Origin of the sequence: Poseidonocella sedimentorum (assembly GCF_900116005.1) — a bacterium.
GTDB classification, from domain to species: Bacteria; Pseudomonadota; Alphaproteobacteria; order Rhodobacterales; family Rhodobacteraceae; genus Poseidonocella; species Poseidonocella sedimentorum.
The window spans coordinates 186,229-211,084 of the sequence record NZ_FOYI01000003.1 but is presented as its reverse complement, the minus strand read 5'-3'; the positions used below and the strand labels follow the sequence as shown (position 1 = coordinate 211,084).

The window sequence follows — 24,856 nt, the reverse complement described above, 5'->3', positions numbered from 1 at the left end:
CCGGCTCAAACCGGCGAGATCTGACGCGCCTGGCGCAGCAGGGTCGCCTCGGCGATCACCGCGATCATGACCGTGACATGGCGGGTGGCCGAATAGGTCGCCTCGCCGCTCCGGCGCAATTCGTCGAGCCGATCTTCCTCATCAAGAAGCCGCAGAATCGCGCTGCCGTGCTTGGCGGGCTCGAGCCCGTTGAGCGCGCGCGCCAGGTGCACATCGCGGCGATAGCGTGCGGCGCCGTGGCGGGCTGCACGCAGCAAAAGGGCGGGGCGGCGGATCGCCGCAAGTCGGCTCAGGACATCCTGCATGACTGACACTCCTACGAATTTCAAAACCGAGGTGGAGGCTGACACACGCATAGCGGGTGTTGCGTTTTGAAATTGCCCGCCGCGCGGTGGGTTCAGGAACGTTTATGAGTTGAGCTAAATGCTTGTGAACGCAGCGATTGTTAACCAATGCGCAACTACCGCACGCATAACTAGTGCATAGTTTTGGGAATATCTTGTGATTGTACGCTCAAATGAAGGAAAAACGGTGAAAATGATGCTGGAGCGTCAGACTGGAAACAGCCTGCCGACCTGGTTGCCGGGTGCGGCTCGGAACTACCTGTTTCATACGGAAACGGGGCGTTCGATTCGGGAAATCGCCCGCCGCAGCGGCTGTCATGCTTCCACCGTGATGCGTCAAATCCGGAAAACCGAAACCAGGCGCGATGACCCGCTGTTTGACGAAGCATTACGCTGGCTCGGGCGGCACTTGAGCCCGGACTCCAGCCCAGAAACCAAAAAGGATCGTCTGAAGATGAACGCACTCACCCACTTCGAAGACGCCGGCGCCGAAGATGCATCGCTCCTCTCCGAGGCCCGCAAGGCCCTTCGCAAGCTCGACGAAGACAACGCGGTTCTGGCCGTGGCGGCGGATATGGAAAATGCCGTTATCGTGCGCGACATGCCCGACGGGCGCAGCGTCCGCACCGCGGTGATTCCGCGCGATGTCGTGCATGCCATGGCGTTGAAGGACTGGATTTCCTGCGCCAAACCGGGCCGGATCATGCGCTATGCGATCACCAGCGTCGGCCGGGCCGCGATCAAGCGCGCACGCGAGGCCGAATGCGGCTTCGCCGACGCCCAGGCGCAATTCGCCGGGCAACACCGTGATTGGGATACAAAAACCGTTCAGGACGACGAGGACGACCAGCCGCGCCGCCTGCGCTACAACGCCGCTGAAAGCCCACTCACCGGCTTGGCGCGGCGCCGTGATCGCACGGGCCAGCCGTTCCTTTCCGACGATCTGGTGGCTGCCGGCGAGCGGCTTCGCGAGGATTTCGAACTGGCGCAGATGGGTCCCCGCGTCGCGCAGAACTGGGACCGGTTCATGACCGCGGGCGATCGCGGCAGCTTCGGCTCAGGCGGCGGGGCAGGGGATGCCTCCTCCAGCGCGCGGACCCGAGTCGCGGCGGCGCTGGCCGATCTGGGGCCGGGGCTTGGTGACGTCGCCCTGCGCTGCTGCTGCTATCTTGAAGGAATGGAGACGGCCGAAAAACAGATGGGCTGGTCTGCGCGCTCGGGGAAGATCGTCTTGCGAATCGCGCTTCAGCGGTTGAAGCGCCACTACGAAGAGACCCAAGGCAAATACGCGCCGATGATCGGCTGACGTTCGGCTTCGGCCACTTTTTCATGACAACATGACAAAAAATTGGGCGCCGTCTCCGAAGAGAGACGGCGCCCAAAACTTACGCGGGTCGCGTAATGGGGATGAAGGCAAACCCGCGGCGCCGACCCGAGGCGGACTATACGCCCCGGATCGACAAGTCCGTAGACTATCGAAACAGGAGAGCCACGAAATCGCGAGGATCCTGTCCGCTGTTCCCTGGCTAAGCCACCACTCACGGAACAAGGATAAGATGCCTTTTCGACTTCCCTAAAGGAAGTCAGGATTTCCTTACTCCCCTCAAATCAAGCGAAATCGGGCGGGGGTTTCAGCTTAAATGAAAGCGCCGCGCCCAGCGTACACGCTAAGCGAGTAAACGTTAACGCTCGATGACGAACATCTGATTCTGAAACGCGGCCTTGAGCACCGCTTGCGCCGTTGTGTCGACGTTGAGCGCTTCGCGAGCGAGGCGCAGGTGTTTTTCAACCGTCGCCGGGGTCAGGCCCATCAGCGTCGCGATGTCCTGCATCGTCTTGCCGTCACCCACCCATTCCAAAACTTCGCGTTGCCGTTTGGTCAGGCTGCGCTCGGCGGTGTTGTAGGGTAGGGTGAGGATCTTGAGGTGCGCCACGTTGTTTATCACCATCAGATCGGCGCCATGCTGGGCCCAGATCGCCTCGGCGTCCTCATGGCTGGAATTCGCTGGCATCACAAGGCTGAGGCCGCCCTTGGATCGTTGCGAGACAGAGCTGAAGCTGATCGTGTAGCCCGCGCGCAGACCGTTCTTGCGGTTGAACTCCACGACCCGCTTTTCCTGCGCGCTGAGCACACCGGACGCTTCCATGTCTTCCATGATCTTCCAACTGCAGGCGCCATCGTTTTCCAGCGCCCATTGCAACATGGGCCCGTGAAAATACAACCCTTCGTTGATGTATTCGCTCACGAATTCAGGGGGATAGTTGGTGAGCACCACAAAATCGCCCGGATCGCCAAGGGACGTGCCGCTGCGGAACCGCGTGAAGCCATAGATCACGCGGTCAAACCCGTAATCCGCCATCTTGCGGCAATGCATATCCCACAGCTCTTCGATGGTCTGGGCGTCGGTGATCGCTTCGAGATAGGCGTTGATGTTCATGCAGTCCCCAATTGCTCCAGATGATCGATGAGGGCATCCACCGCGAGGATATAGCCCTTGGCGCCGAAGCCGGCGATCTGGCCAATCGCCACAGGCGCGATCCGCGATTGGTGCCGAAACCGCTCGCGGGCATGGATGTTTGAGAGATGCACCTCGACAACAGGCACCTCGATCGACGCGATGGCATCCATCAGCGCGATCGACGTGTGGGTATAGGCGCCGGCATTGAGGATCACACCGGCATGAACGCCGCGGGCGCCATGCAGCCAGTCGATCAGCGCGCCTTCATGGTTGCTCTGTTCGAACGTGATGTCCCAGCCGGCGTCTGCGGCATGGGCACGGCACTGCGCCGCGATATCGTCGAGCGTCACATGGCCATAGACCTCTGGCTGACGCGTCCCAAGCAAGTTGAGATTCGGTCCGTTCAAGATCAGGATCGACGCCATGTTCGTCCGTTCCGTTCCAGCATCCGTAGAAGCCCCGCGGATCACGCGGATCCGGCGGGGGGATGAGTATTTCGATGTTCGCAAGCCCGAAAAGCTCGGAAATATGTCCCTGATCAATGTGAGTAGCCAATGACTTGTCGCATTGCAATCTTTGAACAGTTTTGGGTTGTGAATTGTTAATGCGCGCGGTGGTGTGGCTCTTTATTAACATAATTATGCTTATGAGATATTCAGTATGTGTGCCGGTATAGCGCCAAACGCGCCGCGCAGTGTAGCGTCGGGCGTCATGATGACAGCGGAAGCTTGACGATAAACGTACTGCCCGCACCATGGCCATCACCTGACCGCGCCTCCTCTCCACCACCTTCGTCTGCCAATCCACTTTCGATCCTGAGACGCCCCCGATGGCGATTGATGATGTGTTTCACGATGGCAAGGCCAAGGCCCGTGCCGCCGAGATCGCGCGAGCGATGCGTGTCGACGCGGTAAAACCGTTCGGTCAGCCGCGGAATATGCACCGGATCGATGCCCGGCCCGAAGTCCCGCACGGTCACAACCGCCGCGGGCCCGCGCAGATCGCGGTCATAGTCCTGCGTTGCGAGGCCAATCTCGATACGTTCGCCAGTCCCACCGTATTTGATCGCATTTTCAATGAGATTGGTGAAAACCTGGCCAAGCTGGTCGGTGTCGCCATTGAGCTCGACATCCGGCTCCGGCCGCGTGAAGTCCAGCGTGACCCCTGCCCGCTCCGCGGCGCTTTGCAATAGCCGGATGGACGAGGTCACCAGCGCGCCGAGCGCGACCGGCTCCATCGGCCGAATGCGTTCTTCCGATTCCACGCGCGAGAGCGAGAGCAGATCGCGCACCAGCCGGTTCATGCGCGAGGCCTCCTTTTGCATGATGTCGAGGAACCGTTCCCGCGCGGCCTCGTCGTTGCGCGCCGGGCCTTGCAAGGTCTCGATGAATCCGAGCACCGCCGTGAGCGGCGTGCGCAGCTCATGGCTCACATTGGCGACGAAATCGCGCCGCATCTGGCCCGCTTCCGTCTGCGCGGTGAGGTCCTGAAAACTGATCAGAACCCCGGCCTCACCCTCGATCGAAATCGGCGCGACATGGGCGCTGTAGACGATCTCGCGCTCGCCCTCATGACCGAGATACCGGGTCGTCCGGGCCGGCTCGCCGCGCAAAACGCTTTCAATTGCATCTAACATAACCGGTTGACGAAAAACGGTTATATAATGGCGACCCAGCGTTTTTGCGCCAAAAACTTCTTCCGCCGCCCTGTTTGAGTTAACTATTCGTTCACTGCTTGCCACCATCACGGTGGGCAGGGGGATCGCCGAGAGCAGTGTAGAGAGGTCGTCAATTCGCATAGGACCATCCGTTAATGAGTTGTCTCGCGCCGTGGCCGGTTACCGCCAACGGGTCTCGTTAGTGGCGAGAGATGTGGTAAATCCTTACGCCTGGCGTCATCTGGGCACGTAAAATTGCTGCCCTTATCTGGTCGAACCGGTCCCCTGTCAAAGGGTCACGATTGAAATCTTATGGCAAAGGGGGCCGCCATGACCACACACTTCCGACAATTTATCTGTGCCGAAACAGCCATTTACGTGGGAACACTTCCTTGCCTGCGCAAAAGCGGGCTGGCTGCGAAACTGCGTGTACCGTTGGAGCGCGTCGGGTTTGAGGACCTGACGCCTGAGCTGGTCACGCTCAACTGCCCGGCGGTCATCTTCGCGCCGCTTTTCTGCTCGGAGTTTGACGCGATCGAGCTCGCGCAGCGTCTTGCCGAGCTCGGCTTTACCGGGCTGTTCCGGCCGGTTTGCCAGCCGCTGCCGAAGCCCGAGATGGTCGAGCGAGAGATTCGCGCGATGGCGCCGGGGCTCGATGTGAAGCTCTATGAGCTGCACGAGACACCGCGCCACCAGCTCGCGCTGGTCGACGCCTGACGCGATATGGTTGCAGCCCGGCGCACGAGGGATCCGCCCCCTCGACGCCGCGCCCCATCAAGACCGCGGCCAGATAGGGCCGCTAGACGGTGACCTCGGTCAGCCCGCTTGCGAAGCGCTGCGCGTTTTGCTGATACTTCAACGCGGTCGCCCGGATCGCCGCCTGCGCCGCCGCGTCAAGCGCGCGCACCACGCGGCCCGGCGCGCCCATCACCAGGCTGCCCGCCGGGATCTCCTTGCCCTCGGTCACCAGCGCCCCGGCTCCGATCAGGCATCCCTCCCCGATTTTCGCGCCGTTGAGCACCGTCGCCCCCATCCCGATGAGCGTGCCCGCCCCGATGGTGCAGCCGTGCAGCATCGCCTTGTGGCCGATCACGCAGTCCGCCCCGATGGTCATCGGAAAGCCCGGGTCGGTGTGAAAGACGCAGTCCTCCTGCACGTTCGTCCCCTCGCCCACCTCGATCGGCTCATTGTCGCCGCGCAAGGTCGCGCCGAACCAGACCGAGGCCCCCGCCTTGAGCCGTACATTGCCGATCACATTGGCATCGGGAGCGACCCAGACCGCCTCCCCAAGCTCCGGCGCGACCCCGTCCAGCGCGTAAATGGTCATGATATTGCCTCGAATTCTGCCTGCAGACGCCGCACGTGATCGGTCAGTGCTGGCTGTTGCAGACGCCCCAGCCGGGCCGCGGTGATGATCGATTTCAGCCGCGCCTCTGTCGCGTCCAGGTCATCATTGATGAGCACGAAATCATAGCCATCCCAATGGCTTATCTCGTCCCAACTTTTCTGCATCCGGCGCTGGATCGTGGCCTCGTCATCCTGCGCGCGCGCCACCAGGCGCCGGTGCAACTCCTGAATCGACGGCGGCAAAAGAAAGATCGAGAGCGTGTGCGCCCCGAGCGAGGAGTTGCGGATCTGCTGCGCGCCCTGCCAGTCGATGTCGAACAGCACATCGCTGCCCGCCTCGATCGCCGAGCGCACCGGGCCGATGGGCGAGCCGTAGAAATTGCCGAAGACATGGGCGTGCTCGAGCATCTCGCTTTCGGCAACCATCCGCTTGAAGCCGTCTTCATCGGTGAAATGATAATGCTCGCCATCCACTTCGCCCGGGCGCGGCGCGCGGGTCGTGGCGGAGATCGAAAACCGAATCCCCGGATCCCAGTCGCGCAGCCGGGCGGCGAGCGTCGATTTCCCTGCGCCCGAGGGCGAGGACAGGATGATGAGCAGGCCGCGGCGCGTCTCTGTCATGGGTTACTCCACATTCTGGACCTGTTCGCGGAACCGGTCGATCACTGTCTTGAGCGCCAGCCCGGTGGCGCTGAGCGGGGCGTATTGCGCCTTGGAACAAAGCGTGTTGGCCTCGCGGTTGAACTCCTGGGTGAGAAAATCGAGACGCCGGCCGGCGGGCGCGTCCTCGGCCAGAAGCCCGCGCGCGGCGCCCACATGGGCGCGCAACCGGTCGAGTTCCTCGGCCACATCGGCCTTCACCGCGAGCACCGCCATTTCCTGCGCAACGCGCCCCTCATCGACATCGGCCCCGCCGCGCAGCCGCGCGAGCGCCGCGTCGAACCCCGCCGCCATATGAGCAGTGCGCGCCGGAAGATGCCCGGCGGCCTCTCGGATCAGCGCGGCGATTTCGTCGATCTGATCGGCAAGGATCGCGGCCAGCGCCGCCCCTTCGCCCGCGCGCATCTCCACCAGAGCGGCGATCAGTTCGTCGGCCTCGCCGAGAAGCCGCGCGCGCAGGGCTTCGGTATCGGGCGCTTCTGCGCCGCTCACGAGGACACCGGGCATGGAAATGACGGCGCTCGCCGGGCTGGGCGCCAGCGTCAGCCCGCGGGCTGCGGCCGCCTGTTCGGCGCCGGCGACAAGATCCAGCGCGGCGCCTAGCCCCTCGGGCGCCAGCCGCGTCTGGGCGCCCTTGCGCTCGGGCTCCAGCTTGAGCGACAGGCTGACGCTCCCGCGCGTGAGCGCCGCCCCGAGTTTCTCGCGCAGCGCCGCATCAAGACCGGGAACCGTATCGGGCACCCGCAGCCGCAGATCGAGCCCCCGCGCATTCACCGAGCGCAACTCCCAGGCCGAGGAAAGCCCCTGCCCCGTCCCGCTCAGCGCGGCAAATCCTGTCATAGAGTGCACCAGATCGCTCCCCGTCCCGTTTGGACCCGGTCCTAGCGGATTGCCGCGCCGAAGGGCAATAGCCCGCCCACTGGGCAGTGCGGGCCTGTTTGAGAGGTCAAGCGGGATGCATTAACTCTTCTTGGCGAAAATACGCGCAATTTTCGACAACTCCTGCCATATTAAGACTTGGGTAACCTTTGTGGACGAATTCTTAACACGTCCGACGGGCGTCGTCGCAAAGGTTCAAGGTTGGCCTTAGCGCCAAACGGCAAACAGATGACGAAAGACTTGGACCAGATGAATATTGTATCGTTGCAAAATCACATTGGAAAACTTCGGTTTCCCGTGTTGTCCGAAGTCGAAGCCTATTGGCAGGCTTTGCGGACTGACGGGGACGTGCCACGCCGCGCTGATCTTGATCCGCGCGGGATCGAGGGCGCTTTGCCCTACGCCTTCATCGTAGAGCGCATCGCGCCGGGTGTCGCGCGGCTTCGGCTCGCGGGGCGTCATGTAAATGACCTGATGGGCATGGAAGTACGCGGCATGCCGCTGACGGCCTTCTTTGAAAGCGACGCGCGCAAGGATCTTGCCATGCGGCTGGAAGAGATGTTCCAGACGCCGGGCATTCTGATGTGCGATGTCGTCTCGCGCGCCTCGCTGGGCAAGCCGGGGCTGGAAGGGCGGCTCATGCTGCTGCCGCTCAAGAGCGATCTGGGCGATGTCTCCCGCGCCATCGGCGTGCTGGTGACCCAAGGCGAGATCGGCACGAGCCCGCGTCGTTTTTCGGTGAGCCGCAGCGAATTGAAAGAAATCTCTGCCTTGGACGCCACTGCGCCGCGACAGTCTGAGGGCGCCTCAGAGGATAGTGCCGAGGAGGTGGACTTTACGCCGGCTGCGCCTAAGCTCACGCGCCCCGCCCGGCCCGGAGAATTGACCCGCGCGGCGCGCCGCCTCCTGGCCGCCGTCGATGCACCGGGCCCAAAAACCGGCAAGTCCAAAGCGCGCGCCGAAGCGAGGACAGAGGTACAAGCCTCACGCACGGCGCCGGCTGACGATGGGCCGACCTTCAAGAGCACACAAGTCCCATTCCTTCGAGTTGTGCACTGCGACGACTGACCTCCCGACGGACCATAACGGGAGGCACGCGGTGCCTATTTTGAGCAAAACTTTCTTCTACGTAAGACTTTCAAATCCTTCATAGCGATGAGACGGGCCCGCGCCAGAACGGCAGGGTCCGTTTGCTATTCGTATCATTCGGTCGGTGGAGGACAACGGTCGTGCTACTGCTTTCCCCGCCGAAACAAAAGGCCCTCCGCAGCGGTCGCAAAGGGCCTTTTTTCATTTGTGATGACCGCAAGTCGTGTTGGTGTGGTGTACACAATTGCCTGCCTTCGCTTGTTCCTGCGACCAAGCCCGGATCAAGGGCCGTAGAGCAAGCGGATTGATTGTCCGCTAAGCGGGCATTGCCGCCGTTCATTCCCATTCGAACTTGACGTTCAAAACATCGGTGATCGAAACGCGCCCATCAGTCATTTGTTTTGGCGCATTGACGTTCATGATGAAGAACACAGTTCTTGCTTTGCTCCAGTCTATCATGCTCAAGCCAACAGGCACTTCATCGAATGGGAACCCAGCCAAAACGTAGTCCAAACCAAATATGTTTTCGTTCTCCGGCGTCATTCCATAGACTTCAAAAGAGCCTGGATCATTTGCTGAAGCCCCAAACTCCAGCTCGAACTGACCGACGAGTTCGCCGGCATATTCGTCTTCGAATGGTCCCCAATATGGATCGATGTATGTACTGATCAAATCCGAGAAGCTCAGAGTTTCAGAGTAACCTACCCAGATTTGGGTCATCGCGCTTCGGCTCCAACCAGTAAGTTAATCAACAATATTGTTGGGATTTCAAATGTGCAACTTGGGCTCTCAGCAGACCGACACAACTTGCGGATATACCCTTTCTTCTTCCGTGAAGCCGCGCCCTGGTCATGTGGGGCGCGGCTTCATGCCTGGCGACATTATGCCGTGGCGGCCTTGCGGTCGTGATGCAGCGCCGAAAGCTCTTCGGCCACGAGGAAGGCCAGTTCGAGCGATTGCGAGGCGTTGAGGCGCGGATCGCAGGCGGTGTGATACCGGTCTGAGAGATCCTCATCGGTCACGGCGCGCACGCCGCCGGTGCATTCGGTCACGTCCTGTCCGGTCATCTCGAAATGCACGCCACCCGGGATCGTGCCTTCCGCGCGGTGAACGCCAAAGAACTCCTGCACTTCGCGCAGCACAGAATCGAAGGGCCGGGTCTTGTAGCCGGTGCTCGATTTGATCGTGTTGCCGTGCATCGGATCGCAGCACCAGACGACGTTGGCGCCCTCTTCCTGCACGGTCTTGATCAGCCGCGGCAGGTGTTCGCCCACATTGCCCGCGCCAAACCGCGCAATCAGCGTCAGCCGGCCCATGTCATTGAGCGGATTGAGCTTTTCCATCAGGATCTTGAGGTCATCGGCGGTGGTGGTCGGCCCGCATTTGAGGCCGATCGGATTCTGCACGCCGCGCGCGAATTCCACGTGGGCGCCGTCGGGTTGGCGCGTCCGGTCGCCAATCCAGATCATGTGGCCCGAGCCCGCAAGCCATTTGCCGGAGGTCGAATCGAGCCGGCAGAGCGCCTCCTCGTATTCCAGCAGGAGCGACTCGTGGCTGGTGTAGAAATCGACGGACTGGAGCGAATGCGCCTGCTCGCCGCTCACACCGGCGGCGGTGATGAAATCCAGCGTGTCGGAGATGCGATTCGCCATGTCGCGGTAGCGTTCGACCTCGGCGCGATCGGTAAAGCCCAGCGTCCACTGGTGGACCTGATGCACATCGGCGTAGCCGCCCGTCGAGAAGGCGCGCAGCAGGTTCAGCGTCGCTGCGGCCTGGGTGTAGGCCTGAAGCATCTTCTGCGGGTTCGGGCTGCGCGCGGCCTCGGTGAAGGCCAACTCGTTGATGATATCGCCACGGTAGCTCGGCAGCTCGACGCCATCCTTCACTTCCGTCGGCGCGGAGCGCGGCTTGGCGAATTGCCCGGCCATGCGGCCGACCTTCACCACAGGCACTTTCGCGCCATATGTCAGGACCATGGCCATCTGCAGCATGACCTTGAAGGTATCGCGGATGCCATCGGCGCTGAATTGCTCGAAGCTCTCGGCGCAATCGCCGCCCTGAAGCAGGAAGGCCTCGCCCCGGCCCGCCGCCGCGAGCTGGCTGCGCAGCCGCCGCGCCTCGCCGGCAAAGACGAGCGGCGGATACTTCGCAAGCTGGGCCTCCACGGCGTCCAGCGCGGCCTGATCCGTATAATCGGGCATCTGGATCCGCGGTTTGTTGCGCCAATCGCTCTTGTGCCACTCGCTCATCGGTTTTCTCCGGTCCTATGCGATTTCGTGCGCGCCTCTTTAACGAATCAAAGGGCCCATGACCACCTTGAAAACGCGCCCCCTCTTGACGCGCCCCCGCGCACCTCCCCATTAGGGATCGCAAGACGAGCCCGAGGATACCGCAACCCGTGGACCAAAGACGCCCCCCCTCTCCCCGCCCGGCCCGGCAAACGGCGCCGCGCGCCTCCACCGCGAGGTTTGTCTTTGTCCTGCTGGACCGGTTCACGCTCTTTGCCTTTGCCGCCGCGCTCGAAAGTCTGCGTCTGGCCAACCGCATGGGTGGGGCCGAGCTCTACAGCTGGCGGGTGCTGAGCGAGACGGGCGCGCCGGCGCGCTGCTCGGCGGGGACGGAATTCGCGGTGGACGGCGGGCTTGAGGAACTGTCGCGGGACGACACGATCGTGCTTTGCGGCGGGCTCGATGTGGCCGAGGCGACGAGCAAGCGCCTGCTCAACTGGCTGCGCCGCGAAGATCGCCGGGGCCTGCGCGTCGGCGCGCTCTGCACGGCGGGCTACGTTCTGGCGCGCGCGGGGCTTCTCGACGGGCGCCGCGCGACGATCCACTGGGAAAATCAGGACAGTTTTGCCGAGGAATTCGACGAGATCGACCTCACCCGCTCGGTCTTCACCCTCGACGAGACGCGCTTCACCACCGCCGGCGGCACCGCCGCGATTGACCTCATGCTGCGCATCATCGCGCGCGATCACGGCGAGGAGCTCGCCAATGCCGTGGCCGACCAGCTCGTCTATTCCGCGATCCGCACCGATCAGGACACGCAGCGCCTCTCGACGCCCGCGCGCATCGGGGTGCGCCACCCCAAGCTCGCCGCCGTGATCCAGACCATGGAGGCCAATATTGAGGAGCCGATCAGTCCCGCCGATTTGGCCGCCGAGGTCTCGATGTCGACCCGTCAGCTCGAACGCCTGTTCCGCCGCTATCTCAACCGCTCGCCCAAGCGCTACTACATGGAACTGCGCCTCGCCCGCGCGCGTAACCTGTTGATGCAGACCGATATGAGCGTGATCAACGTGGCTCTGGCCTGCGGCTTCGCGAGCCCCTCGCACTTCTCCAAATGCTACCGCGCCCATTACGACACGACCCCCTACCGCGAACGCGGTAGCCACGGCGCCGCAGCTTCCGGTTGAACGATGCGCGCGCAGGCCAACCCGAGGTGCTTGTTTGACCCTGCGGCAGGATCAAACCGCTTTTCTTTCGCGAAACCCGCGCATAATCTTGGCCCCATAAAAATCTGAGATCAGGGAGACCTCACATGACAAAGCTGCTCACAGCCACGGCAATCGCCGCTCTCGGCGCGACCGGCGCACTGGCCGACGACGTCAAGCTCGGCGTACTTCTGAGCTTCACCGGCCCGATCGAGAGCCTCACCCCGGCGATGGCCGCGGGCGCCGAGCTCGCCATGGCCGAGGTCAGCGGCGACGCCAACTTCTTCGACGGCTCCACCGTGACGCCCGTGCGCGGCGATGCAACCTGCGTCGATGCCGCCGCGGCCACCGCCGCCGCCGAGCGCCTCGTGACCTCCGAGGGCGTCAAGGGCATCATGGGCGCGGACTGCTCCGGCGTGACCGGCGCGGTTCTGGCCAACGTGGCCGTGCCCAACGGCATCCTGATGATTTCGCCCTCGGCAACCTCGCCGGCGCTCTCGACCGCCGAAGATGACGGGCTCTTCTTCCGCACCGCGCCGTCGGACGCGCGTCAGGGCGAAGTTCTGGCCGGGATCCTGCAGGAAAAAGGCATCTCCAACGTCGCCGTCACCTACACCAACAACGACTACGGCAAAGGGTTTGCCGATGCCTTCGGCGCGGCCTTCGAAGCCGCCGGCGGCGCGATCACCCTTTCCACCGCCCATGAGGACGGCAAGGCCGACTACTCCGCCGAAGTGGGCGCTCTGGCCTCCGCGGGCGGCGACGCGCTCGTCGTTCTGGGCTATGTCGACCAGGGTGGCGCGGGCGTCATCCAGGGCGCGCTCGACAGCGGCGCCTTTGAGCTCTTCGCCCTCGGCGACGGCATGATCGGCGATAGCCTCACCGCGACCTTCGGCGGCGACATCGACGGCACCTTCGGCACCGCGCCGGGCTCCGATAACGAAGGCGGCGCGGCCTTCGCCGAACTCGCCACCAGTGCCGAATTCGACGGGACCTCGGTCTATGCCAGCGAAAGCTACGACGCGGCGGCGCTGATCCTGCTGGCCATGGCGGCCGCGGGCTCCACCGATGCCTCCGAGTACAAGGGCAAGGTGATGGACGTGGCCAACGCGCCCGGCGAGCCGATCCTGCCGGGTGAGCTCTCCAAAGCGCTCGAAATCATTGCGGGCGGCGGCGATGTGGACTACGTCGGCGCATCCGCGGTCGAGCTGGTCGGTCCGGGCGAAGCCGCGGGCTCCTATGCCGAATACATGGTCGACGGTGGCGCGCTGAAAGTGACCGGCTACCGCTGATCGCAGGTAGTCCCCGGCGCCCACAGGGGCCGGGGAAACACACGACAGATCGAGACAGCCCGGAGGCAATTCCGGGCTGTTTCAGTAACAGGGGGACAGCGCTTGATCAGGGTCGAAAACCTTCACAAGCATTTCGGCGGGTTTCATGCGGTCGACGGGGCGAGCCTTGAGATCGCACCGGGATCGATCACCGGGCTGATCGGCCCGAATGGCGCCGGAAAAACCACACTTTTCAACGTGATCGCTGGCGTTCTTAAACCCACCAGCGGGCATGTCTTCATGGGGGACGAGAACATCACCGGCCTGCCCCCGCATGAATTGTTCCACAAGGGCGTGCTGCGCACCTTCCAGATCGCGCATGAATTCTCCACGATGTCTTGCCGCGAGAACCTGATGATGGTGCCCGGCGATCAATCCGGCGAGCGGCTCTGGAACACATGGGTGGGCCGCAAACGCATCGCCAACGAGGAACGCGCGCTGCGTGCCAAGGCCGACGAGGTTTTGGAGTTCCTCACAATCGAACACCTCGCCGATCACAAGGCGGGCCAGGTCTCGGGCGGGCAGAAAAAGCTGCTGGAGCTTGGCCGCACGATGATGGTCGATGCGAAGATCGTCTTTCTTGATGAGGTCGGCGCGGGCGTGAACCGCACGCTTCTGAACACCATCGGCGACGCGATTTTGCGGCTCAACACCGAGCGCGGCTACACCTTCGTCGTCATCGAGCATGACATGGATTTCATTGGGCGAATTTGCGATCCGGTGATCTGCATGGCCGAGGGCAAGAAGCTCGCAGAAGGCACGCTCGACGAGATCAAGGCCAATGAGCAGGTCATCGAGGCCTATCTCGGCACCGGCCTCAAGAACAAGGCGGCGGCCGGGTGAGCGGCGCGCAGCTTTTCGTGGTCTGGCACGGGGCCCCGAGCGCCGAGATATCGCTTGGAGACGATGTCCATTCGCTCGCCGAGGGGATGTTCATGGTCCGCTCCGAACGCACGCTGTCGCGGCTTTACCACGCGATCAAGCACCAGCTTCCGGCGGACACCGCCCTGATCGTCACGCCCACGGGCGGCGATCCGAAGTTCAAGGGCATGGCCGAGGGGGCGCTGAAATGGCTGCGGAGCGGGGCATGAGCGCGCTGGTCAAAACCGGTTCTCGGGCAAAGAGACTGAAAACGTTGGAAAGAACGGGGGGCTACGCATGAGCGCGCCATTTCTCATCGGCGAGCACATGACAGGCGGATACGGCAAGGGGCCGGACATCCTGCATGACTGTACCATTGCGGTGGATCGCGGCGAAATCGCCGTGATCGTGGGCCCCAACGGCGCCGGAAAATCCACTGGGATGAAGGCCTTGTTCGGCATGCTTGATGTGCGCCAAGGGTCCGTGTGCCTCGACGGCGAAGACATCACCGCGCTCTCGCCACAGGCGCGTGTCGTCAAGGGCATGGGCTTCGTGCCGCAGACGCACAACATCTTCACCTCGATGAGCGTGGAGGAAAATCTCGAAATGGGCGCCTTCATTCGCGGCGACGATTTCCAACAGACCATGGAGCAAGTCTTTGATCTGTTTCCTATTTTGAAGGACAAACGGGCCCAGCCGGCAGGCGAGCTCTCCGGCGGGCAGCGCCAGCAGGTGGCCGTTGGCCGGGCGTTGATGACCCAGCCAAAAGTGCTGCTGCTCGATGAGCCGACGGCGGGCGTCTCCCCCATCGTCATGGATGAGCTCTTTGATCGTATCATCGAAGTGGCGCGCACCGGGCTACCGATCCTGATGGTGGAGCAGAACGCCCGGCAAGCCCTTGAAATCGCAGACAAAGGCTATGTCCTCGTTCAGGGGCGGAACGCCTATACCGGGACCGGAAAAGAGCTTCTGGCCGACCCGGATGTCCGCAAGAGCTTTCTGGGAGGGTGATGTGATGCGTGTGGTGATGGCTCTTCTTTTCGTCCTCCCCCAAGCCGGGAACGCCGACGCGTTCTCATGCCGGTTCGAGACCGAATGTTTCGAAAGCGAGGCCTGCGCCGAAACGAGTTTCGAACTCAGCTTGAGCACGGAGATAACCGGGGACGCAGAGCTGGTCACGGATGCTGAAACGGTTGGCGGAATCGCATCGAGAGCACCGGAGACGACATTGTTTTTCAACGGGAATAACGAGAACGGATCGCACTTGCTCACGATCTCACACGGCGCGGCGCGCTACTCGGTGCAATATTACGCGGGGCCGATGGTCATCACCTATCTCGGCGCCTGCGAGGAGGCCGCATAATGGATCTGCTCAACGCCCTTGTGGCCCTATCCAACTTCGTCCTGATCCCGGCCATTTCCTATGGCTCGCAGCTTGCCCTCGGCGCGCTCGGGGTGACGCTGATTTATGGCATCTTGCGGTTTTCCAACTTCGCGCATGGCGACACCATGGCTTTTGGCGCGATGGTGACGATCCTCGTGACATGGGCGCTGCAAGCGGCGGGCGTCTCGCTCGGGCCGCTCCCGACCGCGCTGCTCGCCCTGCCCTTCGGCATCCTCGGCTGCGCCGCGCTTTTGCTCCTGACCGACAGGTTTGTTTACAGGTTTTATCGCGAGCAGAAGGCCAAACCCGTGGTTCTGGTGATCGTGTCGATGGGGGTCATGTTCATCATGAACGGGCTCGTGCGCTTCATCATCGGACCCGACGACCAACGCTTTGCCGATGGCGAGCGCTTCATCATTTCCGCGCGGACCTTCCGCGAGATGACCGGGCTGCAGGAGGGTCTTGCGCTGCGCACGAGCCAGGGGATCACGATCGTCACGGCGATCATCGTCGTCGCCCTGCTCTTCTGGTTCCTCAACAAGACGCGGACCGGTAAATCCATGCGCGCCTATTCCGACAATGAGGACCTCGCGCTGCTGTCGGGGATCAACCCCGAGCGCGTCGTGATGGTGACTTGGCTCATCGTGGCGGCGCTCGCCTCCATCGCGGGTGTGCTCTACGGGCTCGACAAGTCCTTCAAACCCTTCACCTATTTCAACCTCCTGCTCCCGATTTTCGCCTCGGCCATCGTCGGCGGGCTCGGCTCGCCGCTGGGCGCGATCGCGGGCGGGTTCGTCATCGCGATCTCTGAGGTGATGGTCACCTACGCGTGGAAGAAGGTCCTGACCTACTTCATGCCCGACGGGCTCGGGCCGGATGGGCTCGTCCAGCTTTTGTCGACCGACTACAAGTTCGCGGTCAGTTTCGTCATTCTCATCGTCGTGCTGCTCTTCCGCCCGACGGGTCTGTTTGCGGGGAAATCGGTATGACCCAGCCGCTGCGCACCATCGTCCTATTTGCCCTTGTCGCGGCTCTGATCCTCGGGACGGGCCTGCTCCAGAGCTGGAATTCGGCGCTCATCATTCTCAACATGGGGCTCATCAGCGCGCTCATGGCGCTCGGGGTGAACCTGCAATGGGGCTTTGCGGGGCTATTCAACGTCGGGGTCATGGGTTTCGTGGCGCTCGGCGGGCTTGCGACGGTGATCGTCTCGATGCCGCCGGTGGGCGAGGCCTGGGCCGTGGGAGGCTTGCGTGTGGTGCTCGGGCTTGTGCTCGGGGCAGCGACACTGGTTCTGGCGGTGCTGGTGCGCGGGCGCATGGCGGCCGGCCGGCGCCGGGGGCTCGCCCTCGCGGCGATCCTTCTGGGCGGTTTTTTCTTGTTTCGCTGGGTGTTCGACGGCGGCGTTGAAGCGGTCGAAAGCGTCAACCCGGCGTCGACCGGGTATCTCGGCGGGCTTGGTCTGCCGGTGCTTCTGGCTTGGCCCGCGGGCGGCGCTCTTGCGGCTGGCGCGGCCTGGCTGATCGGCAAGACGGCGCTCGGGCTGCGCTCGGACTATCTCGCCATCGCGACGCTTGGCATCGCGGAAATCATCATCGCGGTGATGAAGAACGAGGATTGGCTGGCGCGCGGGGTCAAGAACGTGATCGGCCTGCCCCGCCCTGTTCCTTATGAGATCGACCTCCAGCAGGATCCGGACTTTACCTCCCGCGCGGTCGAGATTGGCCTCGATCCGGTCACCGCCTCGACCCTCTACGTCAAGCTCGGCTACGGGCTGCTCTTTGCCGCGGTGTTGATAGTGGTGCTGATCCTCGCGCAGCTCGCGCTCAACTCCCCCTGGGGCCGGATGATGCGCGCGATCCGCGATAACGAGACCGCCGCCGCCGCGATGGGCAAGGATGTGACCTTCCGCCACCTGCAGATCTTCGTGCTCGGCTCGGCCATTTGCGGCATCGCCGGCGCGATGATGACCACCCTCGACGGCCAGCTTACGCCGACAAGCTACCAACCGCTGCGCTATACCTTCCTCGTCTGGGTGATGGTGATCGTGGGCGGATCGGGCAACAATCTCGGCGCGGTGCTGGGCGGGTTCCTGATCTGGTTCCTCTGGGTTCAGGTCGAGCCGATGGGGCAATTGCTGATGTCGGTGCTGACGTCCGGCATGGCCGATGGGAGCGCGCTCAAGGCGCATCTGCTTGACAGTGTCGCGCATATGCGGCTTCTGACAATGGGGCTGGTGCTGCTTGTGGTGTTGCGGTTCAGCCCGCGCGGCCTTCTGCCGGAACGGTGAGCCGGGAGGCGCGCCGCAACAGGCCCGCCCGCCCCGCGTTGCAACCGTGAGACCGAGATGACTGACAGCCGGAAAGCCGCCCTGTGGATGACGGGCGCGATCCTCTCCTTTTCGACCATGGCCATGGCCGGGCGCGCGATCAGCAGCGATCTCGACACGTTCGAGATCATGCTCTACCGGAGCCTCGTCGGTGTGGTGATCGTCGCTGTGGCGGCCACGGTTTTCGGCACGCGGCGCGAGATTTCGCCCCGCCACATGCAGCGCCACGTGCTGCGCAACCTCGCCCATTTCGGCGGCCAGAACCTGTGGTTCTATGCTGTCGCGGTGATCCCGCTGGCGCAGGTGGCGGCGCTGGAATTCACCGCCCCGCTCTGGGTGCTGCTGCTCTCGGTGCTCTTTCTGGGCGAACACCTGACCCGCCGCCGACTACTCGCGGCGCTGCTTGGTTTTGCCGGGGTGCTCGTCGTCGCACGGCCCAGCCCCGAGACGCTCTCGCTGGGGGTCATGGCCGCGGCCTCCTGCGCGATCTTCTTTGCGGTGACCGCGATCCTCACGCGCAAGCTGACGGAATTCGCGACCATCACCTGCATCCTCTTCTGGCTCACGGTGACGCAGTCGGTCTTCGGCGTGATTGCTGCGGGTTATGACGGCGACATCGCCTGGCCCGCCCCCGCCAGCATGCCGCTTCTGGCGCTGATCGCCTGCTGCGGGCTCTCTGCGCATTTCTGCCTGACGACGGCCTTGCGCCTTGCGCCCGCGAGCTTCGTGATGCCGCTGGATTTCGCGCGCCTGCCGGTCATCGCGGTGGCCGCCGCGCTGATCTTCGCCGAGCCGCTCGATCCGTTTGTCCTTCTCGGCGCCGCGATCATTCTGTGTGCCAATTACCTCAACCTGACGACCGGCCGCTCCCGCCCCGTGATGGCGGGCGTAGCGAAAAAGTGACGCAGCGGAGCGCTTTGTGAAGTGACGTTCCGTCAATAATTGCCGCATCCCCTTGCGCTCGCTAGCGTGAATACAACTCACGGGGACAGAGGAGGAGAACCAGTGAACAGAATTTTTGTATCCGGAATCGCGCTTGCCGCATCGGCCGGCATGGCGTCCGCAGGCGGGATCGACCGGTCCGGCCAGAGCATCGGGCTCATTTTCGAAGAAGGCAACTACGCCCAGCTGAGCTTTGGCAGCGTGTCGCCGGATGTTTCCGGTGCGCAGGTCATCGCGGTGCCGACCCTGGCCGGCGTGATCCCGGCGGGCAGCGAATCGGGCAACATGAGCGGCAGCTACACTCAGTTCTCGCTCGGGTTCAAACAGGCCTATGACAACGGTCTGGAGATGGCCTTCATCCTCGATCAGCCCTTCGGCGCAGATGTGGAATACCCCGACGACGAGACCTATTTCGCCGCCGGATCCACCGCCGAACTGAGCAGCACCGCGATCACCGGGATCGTGAAATACAGCCTCCCCAACAACGTCAGCGTCTTTGGCGGGCTGCGCTACCAGTCGCTCGAAGCCAAGGCCTATATCCCCTTCGTCACCGCCAGCGCGGGGCCGACGGCGGGCGTTCCCTATGAGGTGGACGGCGAGAAGGATTGGGGCCTCGGCTACCTCCTCGGCGTGGCTTACGAGCGGCCCGACATCGCGCTGCGCGTGGCGCTGACCTACAACTCGGCCATCGACCACGAGATCGACACCTACGAGACCTCGGCCCTGAACCCGGGCGGCCTTGACACGGTGACGGACGTCTCCACGCCGCAATCGCTCAACCTCGAATTCCAAAGCGGGATTGCCGCCGACACGCTGCTCTTCGGCTCGGTCCGCTGGGTCGACTGGTCCGAGTTCGACATCTCGCCGCAGGACTATGACGCGCTGCTCGATTTCTCGCGCGGTGCGGGCGATTACTCGCTCGTCTCCTACGACGATGACACCACGAGCTACAGCCTCGGGCTGGGCCGGCGCATCAACGAGACCTGGTCGGCGGCGGTCACCGTCGGCTACGAGGCCTCCGCGGGCGGGTTCGCCTCCAACCTCGGCCCGACCGACGGGCGCACCTCCATCGGCCTCGCCGCGACCTACACCGACGGCCCGATGAAGATCACCGGCGGCGTGAGCTACGTGCGCATCGGCGACGCCGAGACCACGCTGGACGGCACGAGCCAGGCAACCGAGTTCGACGACAACTCCGCCATCGGCTGGGGTCTGCGGATCGGCTACGCGTTCTGAGCCACCGCCAGATCCGAGCTATCGAAACCGGCGGGCCCTTCCCGCCGGTTTTTTCGTCCCCGAGGCCCGGGCCGCTAACCTTCTGCGCAAGCGCGCCCTTGAAGCGTCCGGGGGTTTTGGCCACAACCCTTCCATGACAGACGCGCAACGCACCACGCCCGACATTCTCTGCATCGGCTCCGTCCTGTGGGACATCATCGGTCGGGCTCCCAATCACATGCGCGTCGGCGCAGACGTCCCCGGGCGGATCACGCGCCTGCCCGGCGGGGTGGCGATGAACATCGCCATGACGCTCCGCCGTTTCGGCATGCACCCCGCGCTCCTCACCGCCATCGGCAAGGATGAGGAAGGGCGCGAATTGCTCGCCGCCTGTGCCCGGATGGGAATGATCACCAAGCACGTCTACCTCTCAGAGGATCTGCCGACCGATTGCTACATGGCGGTCGAGGGGGGCAACGGGCTGGTGGCCGCGATCGCGGATGCCCATTCGCTGGAGGCCGCGGGCGACAAGATCCTGAGCCCCCTGTCGGACGGACGGCTGGGCACGGCGCAGGCGCCCTATGACGGGATCGTCGCGCTGGATGGCAACCTGACCGAATCGCTGCTGACCCAGATCACCCACTCGCCGCTGTTCGCGCGGGCCGATCTGCGCGTCGCGCCGGCCTCGCCGGGCAAGGCCGAGCGGCTCATGCCCTTCCTCGAAGGGGGCCGCGCGACGCTTTACGTCAACCTCGAAGAGGCCGGGCTTATGTGCCAGCGGGAGTTCTCCAGCGCCCGCGACGGGGCCGCCGCCCTCATCGCCCGCGGCGCCCGGCGCGTCCTCGTGACCGACGGCGGCAAGAGCGCGGCCTTTGCCGATGACGTGCTGATTTTCGACGAGCAGCCGCCCCCGGTTCTCGTCACGCGCATCACCGGCGCTGGCGATACCTTCATGGCGGCCCATATCGTCGCCGAAGCGGGTGGCGCCGATCCCAAAGATGCGCTATCCGCCGCCCTTCAGGCCGCCGCCGCCTATGTTTCCGGAGAGGTTCCATGATCGACATCCACTACTCCCCCGAGGTCGAGACCGCCCGCGCCGAGGGCGCGCCGATCGTTGCGCTGGAATCGACCATCATCACCCACGGGATGCCCTACCCCGGCAACCTCGAGACCGCGCGCGCCGTCGAGGCCGACATTCGCGCCGAGGGGGCCGTGCCCGCGACCATCGCCGTGCTGGGCGGGGCGCTTCACGTGGGTCTTGGCGACAGCGCGATCGAAACCCTGGCCCAGGCGCGCAACGTCGCCAAGCTCAGTCGCGCCGATTTCGCCGCCTGCCTCACCACCGGCGGCACTGGCGCGACCACAGTCGCCGCCACGATGATCGCCGCGCGGCTGGCCGGGATCGGGGTCTTCGCCACCGGAGGGATCGGGGGCGTGCATCAGGGCGCGGAGTCGAGCTTCGACATTTCCGCCGACCTGCAGGAACTCGCCCAGACCCGCGTGACCGTGGTTTGCGCCGGGGCCAAGGCGATCCTCGATCTGGCCAAGACCTGGGAAGTGCTGGAGACGCTCGGCGTGCCGGTCATCGCCTACGGCCAGGATCGCATCCCTGCCTTCTGGTCGCGCAGCTCGGCCCACGCCGCCCCGTTGCGGATGGATGACGCGGCCACCATCGCCCGCGCCGCGTTGACGCGCGCGGCGCTCGGCCTGCCCGGCGGGCAACTCGTCGCCAATCCGATCCCGCAGGAAGCCGAGATCCCCGCCGAGGAAATCCTGCCCGTCATCGCGCGCGCCAATGCCGATGCCGCCGCCCATGGCATTCAGGGCAAGGCGGTCACGCCCTACCTGCTCCAGCGGATTTTCGAGCTCACCGAGGGCCGGTCCCTGGAGGCCAATATCGCGCTGGTGCGCAACAATGCCCGGCTCGCCGCCCGCATCGCCCGCGAAATGAGCGCCTTGCCCGCAAATTAATGCGCGCGAGGCGCGGCGCATATTGTTGTTCCGGGTAAAGATACCTAGGTTCGGGGGTGACCCTTCCTTGCCGGATGCGCCCCCATGACCACCCCATTTGACGACCAAAAACGCCGAACCGGCTTTTTGGGCAGCTTGCGGTCTTCCTTCCTGACCGGGCTGGTGGTCATCGCGCCGGTGGGCATGACCGTCTGGCTCATCTGGACGGTGATCGGCTGGGTGGACGGGTTCGTTCTGCCTTTCGTACCCAACGCCTACCATCCCGATCAGTTCTTCAAACGCCTCTTCGGCCCCGACACCCAGATCAACATCCGCGGACTCGGCGTTGTGGTCTTTTTGCTCTTCACCATCTTCGTGGGTTGGCTCGCCAAGGGGTTCATCGGCCGTTCGCTGATCCGCTACGCGGAATCGCTGGTCGACCGGATGCCCATCATCCGCTCGATCTACACCGGGGTGAAACAGATCGCCGAGACGGTCTTTGCCCAAAGCGACCGCTCCTTCGAGAAGGCCTGCCTGATCCAGTATCCGCGCAAGGGGATCTGGGCCGTGGGCTTCATCTCCACCGAGGCGCGCGGCGAGATCACCACCCGGGCCGAGACCAGCGGCAAGCTTCTGAGCATCTTTGTGCCCACCACGCCGAACCCCACGTCGGGGTTCCTGCTGTTCTTTCCCGAGGAGGACGTGATCGAGCTCGACATGTCGGTGGAGGAAGCGGCCAAGCTGGTGATCTCGGCGGGGCTCGTCTACCCGTCGGAAAAGCCGATCAAGCCCGAGAATTTCCGCGTCCGCGCCGCGGAATGAGCCCGGTGGCCGCGCAGGCGGCTCAGCCGAACATCGCGCCCAGATCGATCGTGCTTTCCACCCCGATCTTTGACTTGTTCTGCGCGAGGAACGTGCTCGCCGCGCGCTGACCGGCGGCCTTCAGATCCTCCATGATCAGCGGGTTGGGCACCATCTTGGTCGCCACTGACAACTGGTTCATCAGCTTGTCATCGGCGATCATATGCACATGCAGATCCTTCATCGCAGCATCGGGGATGTCTTCGCGATCCTTGAGCGACTGGGCGTAGTGGATCGTCCGAAGATCCTGCAACAGGGCCGAATTGAAGCTGATCTCGTTGATCCGGTTCTGAATTTCCTGCGGCGTGTTGGGGATACGGTCGCGCACGATGGGGTTGATGTTCACGATGACGATATCGCGCGGCAGATCGCCCGAATAGAGCGGATAGAGCGTCGGGTTGCCGATGTAGCCGCCATCCCAGTAGGCCTCCATCATCCCCGTCGCCGGGTCCTCGATCTCGACGGCCTGATAAAGTGTCGGCAGGCAGGCTGAGGCCAGAAGGCTGGCGGCGGTAATTTCCTCGCCCTTGAACACCCGCCCGCGCCCGCTGCGCACATTGGTGGCCGAGATGAAGAGCTCTGGCCCCTCATCGGCGCAGACCCGGCCGAAGTTGAACTGCTCCACGATCCTGTGCAGCGGATGGGTATAGAACGGGCCCCAGGCATAGGGCGAGAACATCCGGCTCGCGGCATCGGCGGCGGCGAAGGCGGGGGAATACTCGATGTTTTTCGACAGCACGCTGATGGGCGGCATGAAGGGCTGGAGCCAGTCAGGCAGCGCGAAATTGTCGAGCGAGGCGACCTCGTGCCAGAACCAGGCGAGGTTTTCGCGCGCGCCCTCGGCGCCGCCCTGCAGGTAGCCCGATTTGAGCGCCGCGGCGTTGAGCGCGCCCGCGGATGTGCCGGAAATCGCGGCGATGTGCAGGTCGGGCTCGCTCAGCAGCCGATCGAGCACCCCCCAGGTGAAGGCGCCGTGCGCCCCGCCGCCCTGTAGCCCGAGATTGATCTCTACCATGCGATGTCCCTCGCGCGTTGTCGGCGGGTATCGGGCCGGCGGCTAGAGCGCCGTCCAGCCGCCGTCGATGCTGATTGTGGTGCCGGTGATCTGGTCGGCGGCGGCCGAGCACAGGAACACCGCGGTGCCCCCCATCTGCTCGACCGTTGCGAATTCCTTGGAGGGCTGGCGCGTGAGCAGCACGTCGCGCACCACCTCCTCGCGGCTCATGTTGTATTCCTTCATCGTGTCGGGGATCTGCGCCTCGACCAGCGGGGTCAGCACATAGCCCGGACAGATGGCATTCGCGGTAATCGGCTCCTCGGCCGTCTCCAGCGCGGTCACCTTGGTGAGCCCCACGACCCCGTGCTTGGCCGCCACATAGGCTGATTTGTAGGGCGAGGCGGTGAGCCCGTGCGCCGAGGCGATGTTGATCACCCGGCCCCACCCGGCCTTGCGCATCATCGGCAGGGCGGCGGCGGTGGTGTGAAAGGCCGAGCTCATGTTGATGGCGATGATCGCGTCCCATTTCTCGGGCGGGAAGCCGTCGATCGGGGCGACGTGCTGGATCCCGGCGTTGTTCACGAGGATGTCGCAGGCGCCCGCCTTTTCCACCAGCGCGCGGCACTGGTCGGATTTGGACATGTCGGCCTGGATATAGAGGACCTCGGCGCCGGTTTCGGACGCCATTTTGGCGGCGATCGCGTGGTCCTCGTCCCGGTCGGTGAAGGAGTTGAGCACGACGCGCGCTCCGGCTTCGGCCAATGAGCGCGCCACGCCAAGCCCGATCCCGGAGTTCGATCCCGTCACCACGGCGGTTTTTCCTGCAAGCGACATTTGCGGCTCCTCTGACATGTTTGCAGGCGCAGCATAAGTACGGGCGAGGAGCAGGCCAAGCGCTTTCGCCCTCAGCGGCGAGGCTCTGCCACCGGGCGCCCGCCGGGCGGCGCGCAGGTTTTTCCAACCTGCCGAAATTCTGCACAAAAAAAACGCCGGCGCGAAGCCGGCGTTAAGTTATTGAGGCAGGTTTCATACAGGCAAGAAACCTATCGAGCAGTGGTTTCTTTATAAGCAATCTTGCGCCGCTGTCCAACCTAAAAGTTTGAAAAGCCTTATAACCC

The 24,856-nt window shown here is 63.8% G+C and carries 27 protein-coding genes; 16 read left to right on the top strand and 11 right to left on the bottom strand.

The genetic code is table 11. The annotated features are described in order from the left end of the window. Positions 1–5: 5 nt before the first annotated feature. Positions 6–305, bottom strand: coding sequence for a DUF6477 family protein (locus tag BM353_RS06435; protein WP_092078080.1), 300 nt, complete (start codon positions 303–305; stop codon positions 6–8). Positions 306–537: 232 nt separating this feature from the next. Here BM353_RS06435 and BM353_RS06430 point away from each other — a divergent pair, with 232 nt between their 5' ends. After that, positions 538–1,650, top strand: a complete 1,113-nt coding sequence (locus BM353_RS06430; RefSeq protein ID WP_092078077.1) for a DUF6456 domain-containing protein — start codon at positions 538–540, stop codon at positions 1,648–1,650. Between the two features lie 376 nt (positions 1,651–2,026). Here the strand turns inward: BM353_RS06430 and BM353_RS06425 are convergent, their stop codons facing one another. The 3 genes from BM353_RS06425 to BM353_RS06415 all read right to left on the bottom strand — a co-directional run bounded on the left by BM353_RS06425 (position 2,027) and on the right by BM353_RS06415 (position 4,601). Further along, a complete protein-coding gene (locus tag BM353_RS06425) occupies positions 2,027–2,782 on the bottom strand; it encodes a helix-turn-helix transcriptional regulator (RefSeq protein ID WP_092078075.1) in 756 nt (251 codons plus the stop codon). Beyond that, positions 2,779–3,228: a type II 3-dehydroquinate dehydratase gene (gene aroQ, locus BM353_RS06420; protein WP_092078072.1), complete on the bottom strand. Its 450-nt coding sequence runs from the start codon at positions 3,226–3,228 to the stop codon at positions 2,779–2,781. The genes BM353_RS06425 and aroQ overlap by 4 nt, the downstream gene beginning before the upstream one ends. Positions 3,229–3,512: 284 nt before the next feature. Beyond that, on the bottom strand, positions 3,513–4,601 hold the full coding sequence (locus BM353_RS06415; protein ID WP_092078069.1) for an ATP-binding protein: 1,089 nt from the start codon (positions 4,599–4,601) through the stop codon (positions 3,513–3,515). A gap of 189 nt (positions 4,602–4,790) precedes the next feature. Between BM353_RS06415 and BM353_RS06410 the strand changes: the two genes are divergently transcribed. Continuing rightward, the gene (locus BM353_RS06410; RefSeq protein ID WP_143104111.1) at positions 4,791–5,177 is read left to right on the top strand and encodes a hypothetical protein; all 387 of its coding nucleotides are present in this window, start codon (positions 4,791–4,793) and stop codon (positions 5,175–5,177) included. An 82-nt stretch (positions 5,178–5,259) separates the two neighbouring features. Here BM353_RS06410 and BM353_RS06405 read toward each other — a convergent pair whose 3' ends face one another. The 3 genes from BM353_RS06405 to BM353_RS06395 are packed head-to-tail and all read right to left on the bottom strand — an operon-like array spanning position 5,260 to position 7,307. After that, the gene (locus BM353_RS06405; RefSeq protein WP_092078063.1) at positions 5,260–5,787 is read right to left on the bottom strand and encodes a gamma carbonic anhydrase family protein; all 528 of its coding nucleotides are present in this window, start codon (positions 5,785–5,787) and stop codon (positions 5,260–5,262) included. Then, complete coding sequence (gmk, locus tag BM353_RS06400) at positions 5,784–6,428, bottom strand: guanylate kinase (protein ID WP_092078061.1); 645 nt, start codon at positions 6,426–6,428, stop codon at positions 5,784–5,786. Before gmk ends, BM353_RS06405 begins: the two co-directional genes overlap by 4 nt. A gap of 3 nt (positions 6,429–6,431) precedes the next feature. Next, entirely contained in the window at positions 6,432–7,307 is an 876-nt protein-coding gene (locus tag BM353_RS06395; protein ID WP_245759586.1) for a YicC/YloC family endoribonuclease, read from the bottom strand. A 267-nt stretch (positions 7,308–7,574) separates the two neighbouring features. On the opposite strand from BM353_RS06395, the gene BM353_RS06390 reads away from it, so the two are divergent. After that, on the top strand, positions 7,575–8,414 hold the full coding sequence (locus BM353_RS06390) for a PAS domain-containing protein (RefSeq protein ID WP_092078055.1): 840 nt from the start codon (positions 7,575–7,577) through the stop codon (positions 8,412–8,414). Between the two features lie 357 nt (positions 8,415–8,771). Here the strand turns inward: BM353_RS06390 and BM353_RS06385 are convergent, their stop codons facing one another. After that, positions 8,772–9,155 (bottom strand): hypothetical protein, encoded by a 384-nt coding sequence (locus tag BM353_RS06385; protein WP_092078052.1) that lies wholly within the window; start codon positions 9,153–9,155, stop codon positions 8,772–8,774. Positions 9,156–9,316: 161 nt separating this feature from the next. Continuing rightward, positions 9,317–10,684 (bottom strand): class II 3-deoxy-7-phosphoheptulonate synthase, encoded by a 1,368-nt coding sequence (locus BM353_RS06380; RefSeq protein ID WP_092078049.1) that lies wholly within the window; start codon positions 10,682–10,684, stop codon positions 9,317–9,319. A 149-nt stretch (positions 10,685–10,833) separates the two neighbouring features. On the opposite strand from BM353_RS06380, the gene BM353_RS06375 reads away from it, so the two are divergent. The 13 genes from BM353_RS06375 (at position 10,834) to BM353_RS06315 (ending at position 22,702) form a co-directional block, all read left to right on the top strand. Continuing rightward, positions 10,834–11,850 (top strand): GlxA family transcriptional regulator, encoded by a 1,017-nt coding sequence (locus tag BM353_RS06375; RefSeq protein ID WP_425439395.1) that lies wholly within the window; start codon positions 10,834–10,836, stop codon positions 11,848–11,850. A gap of 125 nt (positions 11,851–11,975) precedes the next feature. Further along, the gene (locus BM353_RS06370) at positions 11,976–13,160 is read left to right on the top strand and encodes an ABC transporter substrate-binding protein (protein ID WP_092078046.1); all 1,185 of its coding nucleotides are present in this window, start codon (positions 11,976–11,978) and stop codon (positions 13,158–13,160) included. A 102-nt stretch (positions 13,161–13,262) separates the two neighbouring features. Next, positions 13,263–14,042: an ABC transporter ATP-binding protein gene (locus BM353_RS06365; RefSeq protein WP_092078043.1), complete on the top strand. Its 780-nt coding sequence runs from the start codon at positions 13,263–13,265 to the stop codon at positions 14,040–14,042. After that, entirely contained in the window at positions 14,039–14,290 is a 252-nt protein-coding gene (locus BM353_RS06360; RefSeq protein WP_092078041.1) for a hypothetical protein, read from the top strand. Before BM353_RS06365 ends, BM353_RS06360 begins: the two co-directional genes overlap by 4 nt. A gap of 67 nt (positions 14,291–14,357) precedes the next feature. Continuing rightward, complete coding sequence (locus BM353_RS06355; protein ID WP_092078038.1) at positions 14,358–15,071, top strand: ABC transporter ATP-binding protein; 714 nt, start codon at positions 14,358–14,360, stop codon at positions 15,069–15,071. 16 nt (positions 15,072–15,087) lie between these two features. Then, positions 15,088–15,423, top strand: a complete 336-nt coding sequence (locus BM353_RS06350) for a hypothetical protein (RefSeq protein ID WP_143104110.1) — start codon at positions 15,088–15,090, stop codon at positions 15,421–15,423. Next, entirely contained in the window at positions 15,423–16,433 is a 1,011-nt protein-coding gene (locus BM353_RS06345; protein ID WP_092078032.1) for a branched-chain amino acid ABC transporter permease, read from the top strand. Before BM353_RS06350 ends, BM353_RS06345 begins: the two co-directional genes overlap by 1 nt. Then, entirely contained in the window at positions 16,430–17,734 is a 1,305-nt protein-coding gene (locus tag BM353_RS06340; RefSeq protein ID WP_177220464.1) for a branched-chain amino acid ABC transporter permease, read from the top strand. Before BM353_RS06345 ends, BM353_RS06340 begins: the two co-directional genes overlap by 4 nt. A gap of 57 nt (positions 17,735–17,791) precedes the next feature. Next, positions 17,792–18,676 (top strand): DMT family transporter, encoded by an 885-nt coding sequence (locus BM353_RS06335; protein ID WP_092078029.1) that lies wholly within the window; start codon positions 17,792–17,794, stop codon positions 18,674–18,676. Positions 18,677–18,778: 102 nt separating this feature from the next. Then, the gene (locus BM353_RS06330) at positions 18,779–19,951 is read left to right on the top strand and encodes an outer membrane protein transport protein (RefSeq protein ID WP_425439394.1); all 1,173 of its coding nucleotides are present in this window, start codon (positions 18,779–18,781) and stop codon (positions 19,949–19,951) included. A 133-nt stretch (positions 19,952–20,084) separates the two neighbouring features. Then, positions 20,085–20,987: a PfkB family carbohydrate kinase gene (locus BM353_RS06325; RefSeq protein ID WP_092078023.1), complete on the top strand. Its 903-nt coding sequence runs from the start codon at positions 20,085–20,087 to the stop codon at positions 20,985–20,987. Further along, on the top strand, positions 20,984–21,901 hold the full coding sequence (locus BM353_RS06320; protein WP_092078019.1) for a pseudouridine-5'-phosphate glycosidase: 918 nt from the start codon (positions 20,984–20,986) through the stop codon (positions 21,899–21,901). The genes BM353_RS06325 and BM353_RS06320 overlap by 4 nt, the downstream gene beginning before the upstream one ends. Positions 21,902–21,985: 84 nt before the next feature. Beyond that, a complete protein-coding gene (locus BM353_RS06315; protein WP_092078016.1) occupies positions 21,986–22,702 on the top strand; it encodes a DUF502 domain-containing protein in 717 nt (238 codons plus the stop codon). Positions 22,703–22,724: 22 nt separating this feature from the next. Here the strand turns inward: BM353_RS06315 and BM353_RS06310 are convergent, their stop codons facing one another. Both BM353_RS06310 and BM353_RS06305 read right to left on the bottom strand, forming a co-directional pair. Next, the gene (locus BM353_RS06310; protein ID WP_092078014.1) at positions 22,725–23,756 is read right to left on the bottom strand and encodes a patatin-like phospholipase family protein; all 1,032 of its coding nucleotides are present in this window, start codon (positions 23,754–23,756) and stop codon (positions 22,725–22,727) included. A gap of 42 nt (positions 23,757–23,798) precedes the next feature. Continuing rightward, the gene (locus BM353_RS06305; protein WP_092078011.1) at positions 23,799–24,572 is read right to left on the bottom strand and encodes a 3-hydroxybutyrate dehydrogenase; all 774 of its coding nucleotides are present in this window, start codon (positions 24,570–24,572) and stop codon (positions 23,799–23,801) included. Between the last annotated feature and the right edge of the window lie 284 nt (positions 24,573–24,856).